The sequence below is a fragment of the Bacilli bacterium genome (assembly GCA_036381315.1).
Taxonomy (GTDB): Bacteria; Bacillota; Bacilli; order Paenibacillales; family KCTC-25726; genus DASVDB01.
Genome location: DASVDB010000031.1, coordinates 1 through 15,736, shown reverse-complemented (window position 1 = coordinate 15,736; position 15,736 = coordinate 1). Strand labels below are relative to the sequence as shown.

The window sequence follows — 15,736 nt, the reverse complement described above, 5'->3', positions numbered from 1 at the left end:
GGTTCGCGTTCTAACGGCAGGCTGTCCCGAATACTGTTGTATACTAAAAGCGGACTACTTCCGAATGTTTGGCATCGGCCGCTTTTGTTCGACTGAAAACGGGACAGGGGGCGGTGCGACGTGCGAGTATCCAGTACGACCATACGCCGCAGATTGATATGGATATTGCTGGCTGCCATTTTCATGTTTGCCGCATTAATCGTGCGACTCGGATATTTGCAGTTGTGGAAAGGCCGTGAACTGGCGGAAAGGGCGGAAGATTTGTGGCTGCGGAATATCCCGTTTGCCGCCAAGCGCGGCGAAATCATGGACCGCAACGGAGAAAGGCTGGCTTATAACATAAGTTCGCCGTCGGTCATGGTCGTGCCGGCCCAGGTAAAAGATCCGGCGAAAACCGCCAAATTGCTGGCGGCGGAATTGGGGATGTCGGAAAACAAAATTTTGGCGACAATTACAAAAGCCGAGTCGATTGTCAAAATTCAACCGGGTGGGCGCAAAATTTCGCTCGAAAAAGCGCAGCGCATCCGCGAACTTTACCTGCCGGGAGTTTATCTCGCCGAAGACAACAAACGGTATTACCCGTACGGCAGCCTGGCGGCGCATGTGCTTGGTTTTACGGGCATCGACAACCAGGGCTTGACCGGTGTGGAACTGGAATACGACGATTTGCTGAAAGGCATCAACGGAAGCGTCTCGTTTCTGGCCGATGCCGGCGGCAAGAAGATGCCCCATTCCGCCGATGCGTACAATCGCCCGCGCGACGGCTTGAACCTGGAGCTTACGATTGACAAAGCGATCCAGTCGTTTATGGAGCGGGAAATGGATTTGGCGATGGTCCGGCTGCAGCCCAAACATATAATCGGCATCGCCATGAACCCAAACAACGGAGAAATCCTGGCGATGTCCTCGCGCCCGACATATGAACCGGGGAATTATCAGGAATATTCGCCCGACACATACAATCGCAATTTGCCGATCTGGATGACGTACGAACCGGGTTCCACGTTCAAAATCATTACGCTCGCCGCCGCTTTGGAAGAGAAAAAAGTTGATTTGCTGCGCGATCATTATTACGATTCCGGCAAAATAGAAGTCGCGGGCGCCACGCTGCACTGCTGGAAACACGGCGGTCACGGCAGCCAAACGTTCCTGGAAGTGGCGCAAAACTCCTGCAACCCGGGGTTCGTTGTGCTCGGCCAGCGGCTCGGCAAAGAAACATTGCTCAACTATATTCAACAATTCGGCTTCGGAAAAAAAACGGGCATCGACTTGCGCGGCGAGGAAAACGGCATTTTGTTCAAACCGTCGCGCATGGGCCCGGTGGAGCTGGCCACCACCGCGTTCGGCCAAGGCGTTTCCGTAACGCCGATTCAGCAGATTACGGCGGTCTCGGCAGCCATCAACGGCGGGTATCTGTATAAGCCGCATGTCGCAAAAGCGTGGATCAATCCCGTAACGGGCGAAAAGATCGAGGAGAAAGCGCCGCAGCCGGTGCGCCAGGTTATCTCGGCGGAAACGTCGCAGCAGATGCGGTTTGCATTGGAAAGCGTGGTGGCCAAAGGCACCGGGCGGCATGCGTTTATTGACGGATACCGGGTCGGCGGCAAGACAGGCACGGCGCAAAAAGTAATCGGCGGCCGCTATTCACCCAATGAGCATATCGTTTCTTTCATCGGGTTTGCGCCGGCGGACGATCCGCAGATCATCATCTATATCGCTGTCGATGATCCGCAAGGGATCCAGTTCGGGGGATTGATCGCCGCTCCGATCGTCAAGAACATTATGGAAGATTCGCTTCGTTATATGGGCGTTGAACCGCGCAGCAACCAGATCGACAAAAAATACCAGTACGGAGACACCCGCATCGTGGAAGTTCCCGACCTTGTAGGCAGAACGATTGACGACATTTATGAAGATATGAATTCCGATTTCCTGTTGGCCAAATCGGGTTCCGGCGATCTGGTCGTAAGCCAGGCTCCAAAAGCGGGAACACGGGTCGAAAAAGGCTCGACGATTCGAATCTTTTTAACCAGGGAGAAACAAAACGAGTGATTGTTCCGTCAGAAATGGTGATATAATGGATAACATGGAAGAGACTGCACCCGCATGAATTGACAGGCAGCTTTCGCTTGAGAGGTTGCTTTCCTTCAGAAAGCCTTGAGGAGGATTCTTGATGAGGCTGCAGGATTTGTCTGAACTGCTGTTGGTTTCGCGATTGGCGGGCGACAGCCAGACGCAAATTACGGGAATACAAACAGATTCGCGGAAAGTGCAGCCGGGGGATCTATTTATTTGCGTGCCCGGGCTTGTTTTTGACGGCCATGACTTCGCGGCGGACGCGGCGGCGAACGGGGCGGCGGCGCTCGTCGTGGAACGGGATGTCGCTGTCGGGCTGCCGAAGCTTTTTGTGAAGGATTGCCGGTATGCGATGGCCGTGATCGCAAGCCATTTTTACGGTTATCCCGGCAGAGAAATGCGGCTGATCGGCGTAACCGGAACGAACGGCAAAACGACTACGACTTATTTAATAGAACAGATTTTGCGGCAAAACGGATTCCGCACCGGCTTGATGGGCACGATCCGCATGAAAATCGGAAACCATTTTTACAATGCGGACCGGACGACGCAAGATGTTGTTGAACTGCAGCAAAATCTGCGCCTGATGGCGGATGAAAAGACGGATTATTGCGTGATGGAAGTATCCAGTCACGCGTTGGAATTGGGCAGGGTGAAAGGATTGCGTTACCGTTCCGCCGTGTTTACCAATCTGACGCAAGATCATCTCGATTATCATCTGACGATGGAAAATTACAAAGCGGCCAAAGGATTGTTGTTTTCGCGGCTGGGCAACGAGTTTGAGCCGGATTTGGCAAGGGCGTGTTATGCGGTGTTGAACGCCGACGACCCCGCTTCGGCGGAATACGCGCGGATGACATCGGCGCAAACAGTTACGTATGGCGTCGACAACGACGCGGACGTGAAGGCGAGCAACGTAAAAATTACGGCCAATGGCACTTCCTTTTACGTGTCGACGTTTGCCGGAACGGCGGAAATGAACATCAAGCTGATCGGCAAATTCAACGTGTACAATTGCCTGGCCGCATTTGCCGCGTGCCTGGCGGAGCGGATACCTTTTGCGCAAATCAAGCATAGTCTGGAAACGGCGCAAAATGTCGCGGGGCGCATGGAGCCGGTGCAAGCCGGGCAGGACTTCCTGGTCGTTGTGGACTATGCCCATACCCCCGACGGTTTGCAAAATGCGCTTCATGCTATCAGGCAATTCGCCGCGGGCCGTATCATTACGGTTTTCGGCTGCGGCGGCGACCGCGACCGCACGAAGCGCCCGATCATGGGGAAGATCGCCGGCCAAATGAGCGATTATGTCATCGTCACCTCCGACAACCCCCGCACCGAGGAGCCGCTTCAGATTTTGCGCGATATTGCGCCGGGTATTGAAGCCTCGGGCATTGGCAAAGATTGTTGCGAAATGATCGTAAGCCGCAAGGAAGCGATCCGGCAAGCCGTTCGCCTGGCGAGCAAGGGCGATGTCGTATTGATAGCGGGCAAAGGTCATGAGACTTATCAGCTGATTAACGGCGTCGCTTATGAATTTGACGACAGGCTGGCAGCAATAGAAGCGATAAGGAGTTTATGAGCGTGATCAAAAAAAAATTAGCGGAAATTGCAATCATGGTTGATGCGGTGTACAATCCGATTGGCGGCGATTCGCTCGAAATATCCGGCGTTACGACGGATTCGCGGTCGGTCGCGGAAGGAAATTTGTTCGTGCCGATCATTGGCGACCGCTTTGACGGCCATGACTTTGTGACGCAGGCATACAGCCAGGGAGCGGCCGCTTCGTTGTGGCAAAAAGACAAACCAAACCCGCCCGAAGATATTCCCTTGTTGTTTGTGGATGATTCGTTGGCCGCTTTACAGCAATTGGCCCAGGCGTATCGGACGGAACTGCCGGCGAGGATTATCGGCGTAACCGGCAGTAACGGAAAAACGACCACGAAAGACATGATTGCGGCGATTTTGGCGACCACGTACAAAGTGCACAAAACGCAGGGAAATCTGAATAATCACATCGGGCTGCCCCTAACCATTTTGCAGATGGATGAGGAGACGGAAATGGCCGTTTTGGAAATGGGGATGAGCGGCCGCGGCGAAATCGCGCTCTTGTCCCGCATCGCCAAACCGGAAGCGGCGGTCATTACGAATATCGGCGAGTCGCATTTGCTGCAGCTCGGATCGCGCGAACAAATCGCTTTGGCGAAATTGGAAATTTTGCAAGGCATGGCGGAGGACGGTCTGCTCGTATACAACGGGGACGAACCTTTGTTGGAACGGCTGATCGGAAAGTGGAGGGAAACCCACCCCGCGTTGAAAACATTCCGTTTCGGCGCGCAGTGCACAAATGATTATTATCCCGTTGGCATCATGCTGAACCAGGAAGAAAACCGCACTTATTTTTCGATTCATGCGGAAGGGACACCGACTTTCTCGTTGCCGCTATTGGGGGAGCACAATGTGATCAATGCGCTTTCCGCGATTGCCATTTCCAAATATATGGGCGTATCCGACGATGCCGTGAAAAACGGTTTAAAGCAACTTCATACCACAGGCATGCGCATTGAAGTCGTCAAAGGCGTTACCGGACTTACCATTTTAAACGATGCATACAACGCCAGCCCGACATCGATGAAAGCGGCGCTCAAGCTTGTGGCGGCGTTAAAAGGATACCGCCAGAAAATCGTTGTGCTGGGAGATATGCTCGAATTGGGCGAAAGGGAAATTGAATTTCATCGGGAGATCGGCAGGATGCTTGAACCCGGGCGGATTGACCGCGTATTTGTGTTCGGCAAGCTGGCGCGTTACATTGCCGAGGAAGCGGAGAAAAAGTTTGCTCCCGGGAAAGTTGTCGTTTTGCCGCGCAAGGAAGACATTGCCGGTTGTGTGGCGGAATTCGCAACGCGTGAAGATGTCGTCTTGTTTAAGGCGTCGCGCGGCATGAAGCTGGAAGAAGCGGTTGAGCGCCTGAAGCAACTGAAGATTTAACGCTTGTAGGAGGTTTGCCAGTGGATTTTTCGGCTGTATTGTTTACGTTAGGAGTCTCCTTTATCTTGTCCGTGCTGTTGGGCCCGTTGTTCATTCCGCTCTTGAGGAGACTGAAGTTCGGCCAGCAAATCCGCATGGAAGGGCCGCAGGCGCACCAAAAGAAGGCCGGAACGCCGACCATGGGGGGGATCATCATTCTCCTCTCGCTCACGCTTGCCTATGTGCGGGTATCGGACAGATCGGCCGATTTTTATATTTTGCTTTTCGCCGCTCTCGGTTATGGACTGGTCGGCTTCCTGGACGATTATATCAAAATTGTGTTCAAACGCTCGCTGGGGCTTACAGCAAAACAAAAGCTGCTCGGGCAACTGTTGTTTGCCGTCATAGTCTGTATCCTGCTCATCCATTCCCGGCATTCCACCGCCTTGCATGTACCGTTATTGGACGCGGACATTCAACTGGGCTGGTTTTATTATGTATTGATTATTTTGCTGATGATGGGCATGTCCAATGCTGTCAACTTTACGGATGGACTTGACGGGCTGCTTTCGGGAACCGCCGTGGTGGCATTCGGCGCGCTTTTGGCAATCGCGATGTACCATACCGAATGGGAATCGGCGATGTTTTCGGCAGCCATGATCGGCGCGCTATTGGGCTTTTTGGTGTACAATGCGCATCCGGCCAAGGTGTTCATGGGCGACACCGGCTCGCTTGGCATTGGCGGCGGTCTGGTGGCGGTTGCGGTTTTGACCAACGCCGAACTGTTGCTATTATTGTTGGGAGGGGTTTTTGTCCTTGAAATATTGTCGGTCATCATTCAGGTCATTTCCTTTAAAACAACCGGCAGACGCGTCTTCAAAATGAGCCCTCTTCATCATCATTTTGAGTTGTCGGGCTGGTCGGAATGGCGGGTCGTCATCACCTTTTGGGCGGCGGGGATCCTGTTTGCGGCACTAGGAATCTATTTGAACGAGGGGTTATAACAGATGCGGCATCCCAACACTTATGCAGGCAAAAAAGTTGTTGTGCTCGGATTGGCAAAAAGCGGACTGGCAGTATCCAAGCTGTTTCACGATTTCGGCGCAAAAGTGACCGTCAACGACGTCAAGCCGCGTGAGGATTGTCCGGAAGCGGGGGAATTGGAGAAGCTGGGCGTGCGTGTCGTTTGCGGCTCCCATCCCGCGCAATTGATTCGTTCCGATGTCAGCCTGGTGGTGAAAAATCCGGGCATCAAGTATTCGGTGCCGGCGGTTAAAAAGGCGCTGGAGCTCGGCATCGAAGTGGTCACGGAGGTTGAAGTCGCAGCCCATTTATTCAGCTTGCCGATCGCCGCGGTAACCGGCTCCAACGGCAAAACGACGACGACGACGTGGATCGGTTTGATGCTGCAAGAAGCCGGACTAGCCCCTATTGTTGCGGGCAATATCGGCACGCCGCTGTGCGACGCCGTGCGGAACATGGACGGCGGCAAGTGGATGGTGCTGGAGTTGAGCAGCTTTCAACTGAAAGGAACGCGGCAATTTCGGCCAAACGTTGCCTGCCTGTTGAACATTTACGAAACACATATGGATTACCACGGCACGATGGACGATTATATTGCCGCAAAAAGAAAACTGTTTGCGAATCAGACCGAACAGGATACGGCGGTGCTGAATTGGGACGATCCCGTATGCAGACGCATTATCGAGTCGGGTCTCACCGCAAAAGTTTTGCCGTTTTCGGCGAAACAGCGGCTTGACCGTGGCGTCTTTCTCGATTTCATGCCGGATGCGAACGGGGAAAAGCGCGAGATGATCGTGTACGCGCCGGGCGAAGGCGAGCTTGTTCCGATCGCGAAAGTGGATGAATTGGGCATTCCCGGGCGGCATAATGTGGAGAATGCGCTTGCCGCCGTCGCGGTTGCGCTGTCCGCGGGAGCCGGCCGTGCGGCAATCGCTTCCGCGCTTCAATCATTCCGCGGCGTGGAGCATCGGCTTGAATTTGTGAAAAGCGCAAACGGCATCGATGTCTATAATGACTCAAAAGCGACCAATCCTTCCGCCACCGTGAAATCGCTTGAATCGTTCAACCGGCCGATCGTGTGGGTCGGCGGCGGGCTTGACCGGGGAACCGAATTTACCGCGCTGGAGGCGCTTTTCAAGGAACGGGTAAAAGCCGTTGTTGTCCTGGGGCAAACAAAGGACAAAATTAAAGCGACGGCGGAAAAAGCGGGGATTAAAGAGATCCATTCCGTCGCGGAAACGGCAAATAAGGAAATTGCCATTCAGGAGGCGGCCGCGGCGGCGGTTCGGCTCGCCGCTTCCGGCGACGTTATTTTGTTCTCGCCGGCTTGCGCCAGCTGGGATATGTTTCCGTCGTATGAAGTGCGGGGACGCATGTTTAAACAAGCCGTGCATAACCTTTTATCATAGAGGTTGTATAGGAAAGCAGGTGTTGCACTTGGCTAAACAGGAAACGGCGCCCGATGCGGTTATGATCATGGCGACTTTGCTGCTTCTGGGCATTGGCGTGGTCATGGTGTACAGCGCCAGCGCGGTGTTGGCGCTTCACGATTTTGGCGACAGGTTTTACTATTTGAAGCGGCAATTATTGTTTGCCGTATTGGGCGTGATGGCGATGTACCTGGCCATGAACGCCAATTATCAATTGTGGAAAAAGTTTGCTAAAATGGGCTTGATCATCGCCTTTGTCCTGCTCTTGCTGGTCATTATTCCGGGCGTCGGCGTTGTCCGCGGCGGCGCCCGCAGCTGGCTTGGCATCGCCTCGTTCGGCATTCAGCCGTCCGAATTTATGAAGCTCGCCATGATCATATTTATTGCGAAAATGCTTTCCGCAGAGCAGAAGAAAATAACCAGTTTTACGAAGGGTTTGCTCCCGGTGCTGTTATTGCTCGGCTCAGCCTTCGGCCTCATCATGCTGCAGCCGGACTTGGGAACAGGCGTGGTGCTGGCCGGCGCGGTGCTGTTGGTCGCATATGCCGCCGGCGCCCGCGTGTCGCATTTGTTGGCGCTGGGCGGCGTTGGGCTTGTCGGCCTCGCCGGTTTGGTCGCGGTTGCGCCTTACCGGTTGCAGCGGATTACGGCGTTCCTTGATCCGTGGCAAGACCCGCTCGGCGCGGGCTATCAAGCGATTCAATCGCTCTATGCGATCGGGCCGGGCGGACTTGTCGGTTTGGGTCTCGGCATGAGCCGGCAGAAATACAACTATTTGCCCGAGCCGCAAACGGATTTTATTTTTTCCATTATCGCGGAAGAATTGGGGTTTATCGGCGGCGCGCTGGTCCTGTTATTGTTCGCTCTCTTGCTTTGGCGCGGCATGCGCACGGCCATTACCGCTCCCGACACGTTCGGCAGTTTGCTGGCGGTCGGAATCGTCAGCCTGATCGCCGTGCAAGTATTGATCAATATTGGCGTCGTCATCGGGTTGTTTCCCGTTACCGGAATAACGCTTCCGCTGATTAGCGCCGGCGGTTCATCGTTGACGCTCATTCTTACGGCCATCGGCATTTTGCTCAATATTTCCCGCTATGCGAGGTGAAAACGCGTGCGCATCGTTTTAAGCGGCGGCGGCACCGGTGGCCACATTTATCCGGCGATCGCCATCGGCAAACAATGCCAAAAGGCGATTCCTGGCGCCGAACTGCTGTATATTGGAACAGAGACGGGCCTGGAAAAAGAAATTGTCGAAAAGCACGGCATCCCATTTTCTTCCATCGACATTACCGGCTTTCGCCGCAAACTTTTCACTCCGTACAATGTGAAAACAGTCCTGAAATTTTTGTCGGGGGTAAAGCGCTGCAAACGGCTTTTGCGCGAGTTCAAGCCCGACGCGGTGGTCGGAACGGGCGGATTCGTGTGCGGCCCGGTCGTCTATGCCGCCTCCCGTTTGGGCATACCCACTTTGATTCACGAGCAGAATGTCATCCCGGGACTGACCAATAAATTTTTAAGCAGGTATGCGACCGTCGTCGCCGTAAGTTTCAAAGGTTCGGAGAAACATTTCAGGGGCGCGGCGCACGCCGTTTATACCGGCAATCCCAGCGCCTCGCAGGTTGCTCATGTCGAACGGGGAACAGGCTTCAAAACATTGGGCATTCCGCAAGGAGCCAGGCTTATATTAATTACCGGCGGAAGCAGGGGCGCGCGCGCGCTGAATGAAGCGGCGCTCAAGATGATTCCGCTGCTTGACGGAGAGCGCGATACATATGTGGTGTGGGTTACCGGAAAAGTTTATTATGATGACTATAAAAACAAATTTAATGGCGCGCGATATTCCGAACATATAAAGATCGTGCCGTATTTGCACAATATGCCGGAAATTTTGTCCGCGGCAACGTTGGTCGTAAGCCGCGCCGGCGCCTCTTTTTTGGCTGAAGTTACGGCGCTCGGAATACCTTCGGTGCTCGTGCCCTCGCCCAATGTGACCAACAACCATCAGGAAGCGAACGCGCGCTGGCTGAAACGCGAGCATGCCGCCGAAATCATTTTGGAGAAAGATTTAACCGGGAAGACGCTGTTTCAAGCCGTTCATGCGTTGATCAACGATGAGGCGCTGAGAGAAAAAATGGCCGCCAATTCCAGGAAACTGGGGCAACCGGACGCGGCAAGCCTGGTCGTTGAGCAATTGCTGCGGATCAGCAAGTGAGCGGCTTTGGCGCGCGGCGGTTGGGCGATTGTCACACTCGGTGAGCATAATACATACCATATCCTATAATCCGTGACAGACAGCAGGAATTGCGCGCCACACCACCAAAGGAGGTACCGACATGCAGGAAGTCGTATCCGAACTGCGATCAGCCGGGATTCGCCGAATCTTGCTTGATGAGCCTATGTCCAATCACACGACTTGGAAAATCGGAGGTCCGGCCGATTTGTTTGTGGTGCCGGAGACGAAGCAACAACTGGCGGATACGATCAACATTTTGCATCGCCACCGGGTGCCGTGGATGAAAATTGGCCGCGGCTCCAACATGCTTGTATTGGACAAAGGCATCCGCGGAGCTGTTGTGAAATTGGGCGGCGGGCTTGATTATGCAAGCATTGCGGATAGCACCGTTACCGCGGGCGCCGCCTACGGCCTGATCAAACTTTCGGTGGTGGCAGGCAAGGCGGGGTTGACGGGGCTGGAATTCGCCGGCGGTATTCCGGGCTCGGTCGGCGGCGCCGTTTATATGAACGCGGGCGCGCACGGTTCGGATATTTCCCGCATTTTGGCGTCGGTCGAAGTGCTGGATGAAACCGGAAAATTTGCCCGCTGGTCGGCTTCCGATCTGTGTTTTGCCTACCGCCACTCCAAATTGCAGCAAACTTCCGTTGTCGTCACGGAAGCCGTATTCCAATTGGCGTACGGCGACCGCAAAGAAATAGCCGCTGCCATGGCAGCCCATAAAAACCGGCGATTACAAACACAGCCTTTGCAGTCCGCTTGCGCGGGCAGTGTGTTTCGCAATCCGGAAAACCAGCATGCCGCAAAACTGATTGAACAGGCGGGATTAAAAGGAACCCGCGTCGGCGGAGCGGAAATTTCCCCGCTTCACGCCAACTTTATCGTGAATGTCGCAAACGCGACGGCAAACGATGTGCTTACGTTGATAGAGCTGATTCAGAACAAAATATTTGCTTTGTATAAGGTGCGGCTGATTCCGGAAGTGTTGGTGGTGGGCGAGCGGTAAGACGGAGGTGAAACATTGGAGAAACTGGTGATCGAAGGCGGAAGGCCGTTAGCCGGGAGAATCCGGATTCATGGGGCAAAAAACGCGGCACTGCCGATCCTCGCCGCCGCAATTTTATCGGAAGGGACGCATACGATCGATAATGTGCCCGACCTGCTCGACATCAAATCAATGCTGGACATTCTTCGTTCGCTTGGCTGCCGCGCTGAACACATCAGACAGAAAGTGACGCTCGACACATCCATGATGCACTCCTGGCATATACCCGAACATTTGATGCGGCAAATGAGATCTTCCATCTTTCTAATGGGGCCTCTGCTTTCCCGATTCGGCAAAGTGCAATTTTATCAACCCGGCGGATGCGCGATCGGCGACCGAAAAATCGATCTGCACCTGAAAGGTTTGCAAGCATTGGGCGCCCGCATCGAAGAGGTGGCGGGAACGATTCTGTGCACTGCCGATCGGTTGAAAGGCGCGGAATTTTTTTTGGATTTGCCGAGCGTAGGGGCTACCGAAAACATTATGATGGCGGCAGTAACGGCGGACGGAACGACGACGCTGCATAATGCCGCGAGAGAACCGGAAATTCAGGACTTGCAGCGATTTTTGAATGCGATGGGTGCGAATGTGACCGGCGCGGGCACGGAGACAATTGTCATTCACGGCGTTTCGAATTTGAAACCGCGCGAATATCGGATTATTCCGGACCGGATTGTCGCCGGGACGATGATGGTTGCGGCCGCCGTAACCCGCGGCAGCGTCACAATTGAAGGAGTATTTCCGGAACATCTGACCGCCGTTCAACATGTGCTCTTGCGCGCCGGTGTCCACATCAGCTGCGAAGATGATATAATAGTCGTAGACAGCAAGACGCAACCAAAAGCCATTGACCGGATTGTGACGGCACCTTATCCCGCGTTCCCGACAGATTTGCAGGCGCAAGCAATGGTGCTTCTGTCACTCGCCGACGGGCTGAGCATTATCAAAGAAACGATCTTTGAAGGGCGGTTCAGGCACGTTGGCGAATTGAACCGGATGGGCGCGGATATCCGGCTTGACTTAAACTCCGCTTTTATCAGGGGCGTGCCGAGATTGTACGGAGCGACGGTCGAAGCTACGGATTTGCGGGCCGGAGCCGCGCTTGTTCTGGCGGGGTTGGCCGCCAAAGGAACGACGGTTATCGAGCGGGTCTATCACATTGACCGCGGTTACGACCGGATCGAATCCATGTTGCGGCATCTCGGCGGCAATGTTGAGCGCTATTCCGCTTTGCCGAAATCATCGCTGGCTTGATTACTATACATGTATGCTCATGAAACGCTGAACATTCCCCTTCCGGTTCCGATTGGAAGGGGAAAGGTTTTTCTGTTTACGGGGGGAAAAAGGTGGCCACAATCGAACGAATCCCGCAATTGCAAAAAGAACGGCCGCGCCCGCGCGGCAGCCGCAAATTGCTATGGCTTGTGATCGTTTTTTTTCTTGCCTTATCCGCGGTGTTATTCTTCAAATCTTCCATCAGCCGCATATCCGAGATTAAAATAGTTGGCAACGTGTATGCGACCGATACGGAAATCGAACAAGCGGCCGGTTTGCGCGTGGGCGATCCGTTCTTTTTCCTTGATAGAACGGCGATCGAGCGCAGGATAACGAAATTGCCGCCTGTCAAAAGCGCCCGTGTGGCAACCCGTTTCCCCGGCAGCGTGATCGTTCGGGTGCAGGAATATGCGGAGGCGGCGTATGAAATCTCCGCGGACGGCAAAGTAAGCGTCGTGCTGGCCAACGGCAGCACCGTAAAACCCGGGAGCGACGGGATCAGCCTCAACCGGCCGGTTCTTTCCGGCTGGAGCGATCAGGACAAGACCAAGGCGCAATTGTGTCAGGTGCTTGCCGCCATCCCGGAAGAAAAGCTTGCCGACATATCGGAAATCCGCCCCGACCCGTCGGTTTCCTATCCCGACAAAATCAAGATGTTTACGCGTTCCCGCTTTGAAGTCATAACGACCGTATCTTATCTTAAGCAAAAACTGGATGTGATGGCGACCATTATCGCCGACAAAGATCCGGGCATTATTACGCTGCTGGAGGCGGATACGCATAAGCCGTTTTCCCCCGTTAACGAACCGACGGAAGATGAATCCGGCCATACACAGGACTAAAGTAGGAAATTTGATCTCTATCAAATTCATTGAAGTAATGTTAAAATTGAGTTTAGTATGTTCCTATAGCCCATCAGTTACCAGTTAAAAAATTTGTAGAAAAAAGAGGGAAAATAGGTACCGTGTTGAATATGTACAAAAGTAACGGCCAAAGCCACCTTAACGAATTGAAGAAACAGGGGGTGCCACCGGTTGAGCGGCAATGACATCATCGTCAGTTTAGACATAGGAACGTCCAAAGTTCGTGTCATTATCGGAGAAATCAACAATGGATCCATCAACATAATCGGAGTTGGGTCAGCCGACTCGGAAGGGATCCGCAAAGGCTCCATCGTTGACATAGACCAAACCGTTCAATCGATTCGCAGCGCAGTGGAATATGCGGAACGAATGGTCGGCATCCAAATCTCAGACGTGTATGTCGGCATTATGGGCAGCCATATTGCCCTGCAATCGAGCCATGGCGTTGTGGCCGTATCGAATGAAGACAGGGAAATCGGGCATGAAGATATCGAACGCGTCCTGCAAGCTGCCAAGGTAGTTGCATTGCCTCCCGAGCGGGAGATCATCGGGATTGTTCCCAAACAATACGTGGTCGATGGATTGGACGGAATCAACGATCCGCGCGGCATGATCGGCGTCAGGTTGGAAGTGGAGGCCACGATCATTACCGGAGCGAAAACAGCCATACATAACCTTACGCGCTGCGTGGAAAAAGCGGATTTGCACATTTCCGGAATTTTATTGATGTCGCTGGCGGCGGGAAACCTTGCATTGTCCAAGGATGAAAAAACGATGGGAAGCGTGCTTGTCGATATCGGCGCCGGAGCAACCACAATCGCCGTGTTCGAACAGGGAAATTTGCTTGCCACGTCCACGCTGCCGATTGGCGGGGAATACGTCACCAATGACATCGCAATCGGATTGCGCACCCAGACGGATGTTGCGGAAAGAATCAAGCTGAAATTTGGCTGCGCGGTGATCGAAGATGCCGCCGCCGACCAGGTTTTTAAAGTAACCCGAATCGGCAGCAATGTGGAAAAGGAATTTACGCAAGTCGACCTGGCGCATATTATCGAACCGAGAGTGGCGGAAATTTTTCATTTGATCAGAGCCGAAGTGCAAAAACTGGGGGTTAAAGACATACCCGGCGGTTATGTGCTGACCGGCGGCACGGTAGCGATGCCGGGCGTGCTCGCCATCGCGCAGCGGGAACTGGACCAGGCGGTGCGCATAGCGGTGCCCGACTTTATCGGTGTTCGCGATTCCGCATACACAAGCGGTGTCGGCATCATTCAATATGTCGCCAAACATATGCGGCCGAGAGGACAAGCGTCCGCGAAAAAGAGCGGTTTGCGCAAATCCGCCGCGGCAAAAGAAAAGGCAAGCTTGTGGGAGTCAATCAAGAATTATTTTCGCGATTTCATTTAACAAGCATGTGAGCCGAACTTGCATGGATTTATTTGTGCTTATTTTTCGGAATGCGGACTTATTGCGAGGATTGGGAATGAGGGGGAATATCACGTATGTTGGAGTTTGATCTTGATATGGACCATATTGCACAAATTAAAGTGATTGGCGTCGGCGGCGGAGGCAGCAACGCCGTAAACCGGATGATCGAATTTGGCGTCAAAGGGGTTGAATTTATAACGGTCAATACCGACGCCCAAGCTTTGAACCTTGCCAAATCCGAGCATAAGCTGCAAATCGGCGACAAATTGACGAGAGGACTCGGTGCGGGGGCGAATCCGGAAGTAGGCAAAAAAGCGGCGGAGGAGTCGAAGGAAGCGATCGTCAATACGCTGCGCGGAGCGGACATGGTGTTTGTGACCGCCGGCATGGGAGGCGGAACGGGGACCGGAGCCGCGCCTGTTATTGCGGAAATTGCGCGGGAATGCGGCGCGCTGACGGTTGGCGTCGTTACGAGACCGTTTACCTTTGAAGGGCGCAAACGGGCGCTCCAGGCCGATCAAGGCATTGCCGCGTTGAAAGAGAAAGTCGATACGCTTATTGTGATCCCGAATGACCGTCTGTTGGAGATTGTCGACAAGAAAACACCGATGCTGGAAGCGTTCCGCGAAGCCGACAATGTGCTCCGCCAAGGCGTGCAGGGGATATCCGACCTGATTGCCGTCCCGGGACTGATCAATCTGGACTTTGCCGATGTCAAGACGATTATGACCGAACGCGGGTCCGCCTTGATGGGCATCGGGGTGGCGTCGGGAGAAAACCGCGCGGCGGAAGCGGCGCGAAAAGCCATCATGAGTCCGCTTTTGGAAACATCTATTGAAGGCGCGCGCGGAGTGATCATGAATATTACCGGCGGCACAAACTTGAGCTTGTACGAAGTCAATGAAGCTGCAGAAATCGTCATTTCCGCTTCCGATCCGGAAGTCAATATGATTTTTGGCGCCATTATCGATGAAGAATTCAAGGATGAAATCAAGGTAACCGTAATTGCGACGGGCTTTGAAAACAAGATGAAGCCGGTTCCTCCCGCCGGCAGATTAACACAGCCTCCGGCCAAGGAAGCGAAACCGGCCAACATCAAGCCGTTTGGGGAACAGCCGGCAAGCGACCACCTGGACATTCCCACTTTCCTGCGCAATCGCGGAAGAAGCTTTTTGCATGACGATGAAGAATAATTTGCCCGGAAAATGATATTAGCTTATTCGGAAAGCGGCGCTCGCCAAAGCGCTGCTTTTTCGTGCGCTTGGCAGCGCACCGTGCTAACGGGTGAAAGTCCCGAATACACCGCAGGTGGCGGAAGTATATAGCTAACAGGCAGTGCGTAGTCTGCGAGGATGCGTGCGGAGGGCCTGAAGGCAAACCCTGGAACAGGCGGCTA

At 53.8% G+C, this 15,736-nt stretch carries 12 protein-coding genes; all 12 read left to right on the top strand.

Annotated elements, in window-relative coordinates; all coding sequences use genetic code 11:
- The first annotated feature begins 120 nt into the window (after nucleotides 1–120).
- The 12 genes from VF260_02425 (at nucleotide 121) to ftsZ (ending at nucleotide 15,533) form a co-directional block, all read left to right on the top strand.
- Nucleotides 121–2,052 carry a stage V sporulation protein D gene (locus VF260_02425; GenBank protein HEX7056041.1) on the top strand — a complete coding sequence of 644 codons (1,932 nt, stop codon included), beginning with the start codon at nucleotides 121–123 and terminating at the stop codon, nucleotides 2,050–2,052.
- Nucleotides 2,053–2,173: 121 nt separating this feature from the next.
- Nucleotides 2,174–3,655 (top strand): UDP-N-acetylmuramoyl-L-alanyl-D-glutamate--2,6-diaminopimelate ligase, encoded by a 1,482-nt coding sequence (locus VF260_02420; GenBank protein ID HEX7056040.1) that lies wholly within the window; start codon nucleotides 2,174–2,176, stop codon nucleotides 3,653–3,655.
- 2 nt (nucleotides 3,656–3,657) lie between these two features.
- On the top strand, nucleotides 3,658–5,061 hold the full coding sequence (gene murF, locus VF260_02415; protein HEX7056039.1) for a UDP-N-acetylmuramoyl-tripeptide--D-alanyl-D-alanine ligase: 1,404 nt from the start codon (nucleotides 3,658–3,660) through the stop codon (nucleotides 5,059–5,061).
- A gap of 20 nt (nucleotides 5,062–5,081) precedes the next feature.
- Nucleotides 5,082–6,044 carry a phospho-N-acetylmuramoyl-pentapeptide-transferase gene (gene mraY / locus VF260_02410; GenBank protein ID HEX7056038.1) on the top strand — a complete coding sequence of 321 codons (963 nt, stop codon included), beginning with the start codon at nucleotides 5,082–5,084 and terminating at the stop codon, nucleotides 6,042–6,044.
- 3 nt (nucleotides 6,045–6,047) lie between these two features.
- Nucleotides 6,048–7,472, top strand: a complete 1,425-nt coding sequence (murD, locus tag VF260_02405) for a UDP-N-acetylmuramoyl-L-alanine--D-glutamate ligase (GenBank protein ID HEX7056037.1) — start codon at nucleotides 6,048–6,050, stop codon at nucleotides 7,470–7,472.
- A gap of 28 nt (nucleotides 7,473–7,500) precedes the next feature.
- The gene (gene spoVE, locus VF260_02400) at nucleotides 7,501–8,598 is read left to right on the top strand and encodes a stage V sporulation protein E (GenBank protein HEX7056036.1); all 1,098 of its coding nucleotides are present in this window, start codon (nucleotides 7,501–7,503) and stop codon (nucleotides 8,596–8,598) included.
- A gap of 6 nt (nucleotides 8,599–8,604) precedes the next feature.
- On the top strand, nucleotides 8,605–9,705 hold the full coding sequence (murG, locus tag VF260_02395; protein HEX7056035.1) for an undecaprenyldiphospho-muramoylpentapeptide beta-N-acetylglucosaminyltransferase: 1,101 nt from the start codon (nucleotides 8,605–8,607) through the stop codon (nucleotides 9,703–9,705).
- Between the two features lie 121 nt (nucleotides 9,706–9,826).
- Nucleotides 9,827–10,732, top strand: a complete 906-nt coding sequence (murB, locus tag VF260_02390) for a UDP-N-acetylmuramate dehydrogenase (protein HEX7056034.1) — start codon at nucleotides 9,827–9,829, stop codon at nucleotides 10,730–10,732.
- Between the two features lie 15 nt (nucleotides 10,733–10,747).
- Nucleotides 10,748–12,025 (top strand): UDP-N-acetylglucosamine 1-carboxyvinyltransferase, encoded by a 1,278-nt coding sequence (gene murA / locus VF260_02385; GenBank protein ID HEX7056033.1) that lies wholly within the window; start codon nucleotides 10,748–10,750, stop codon nucleotides 12,023–12,025.
- Between the two features lie 92 nt (nucleotides 12,026–12,117).
- Complete coding sequence (locus tag VF260_02380; protein HEX7056032.1) at nucleotides 12,118–12,888, top strand: FtsQ-type POTRA domain-containing protein; 771 nt, start codon at nucleotides 12,118–12,120, stop codon at nucleotides 12,886–12,888.
- 192 nt (nucleotides 12,889–13,080) lie between these two features.
- The gene (gene ftsA / locus VF260_02375; GenBank protein HEX7056031.1) at nucleotides 13,081–14,319 is read left to right on the top strand and encodes a cell division protein FtsA; all 1,239 of its coding nucleotides are present in this window, start codon (nucleotides 13,081–13,083) and stop codon (nucleotides 14,317–14,319) included.
- Between the two features lie 95 nt (nucleotides 14,320–14,414).
- Entirely contained in the window at nucleotides 14,415–15,533 is a 1,119-nt protein-coding gene (gene ftsZ / locus VF260_02370; GenBank protein HEX7056030.1) for a cell division protein FtsZ, read from the top strand.
- Nucleotides 15,534–15,736: the final 203 nt, after the last annotated feature.

Excerpts from the sequence above, each read along its gene's own strand:
- VF260_02420 (HEX7056040.1), top strand. The coding sequence starts at position 2,174 with ATGAGGCTGCAGGATTTGTCTGAACTGCTGTTGGTTTCGCGATTGGCG.
- murD (HEX7056037.1), top strand. The coding sequence starts at position 6,048 with ATGCGGCATCCCAACACTTATGCAGGCAAAAAAGTTGTTGTGCTCGGA.
- murB (HEX7056034.1), top strand. The coding sequence starts at position 9,827 with ATGCAGGAAGTCGTATCCGAACTGCGATCAGCCGGGATTCGCCGAATC.
- ftsZ (HEX7056030.1), top strand. The coding sequence starts at position 14,415 with ATGTTGGAGTTTGATCTTGATATGGACCATATTGCACAAATTAAAGTG.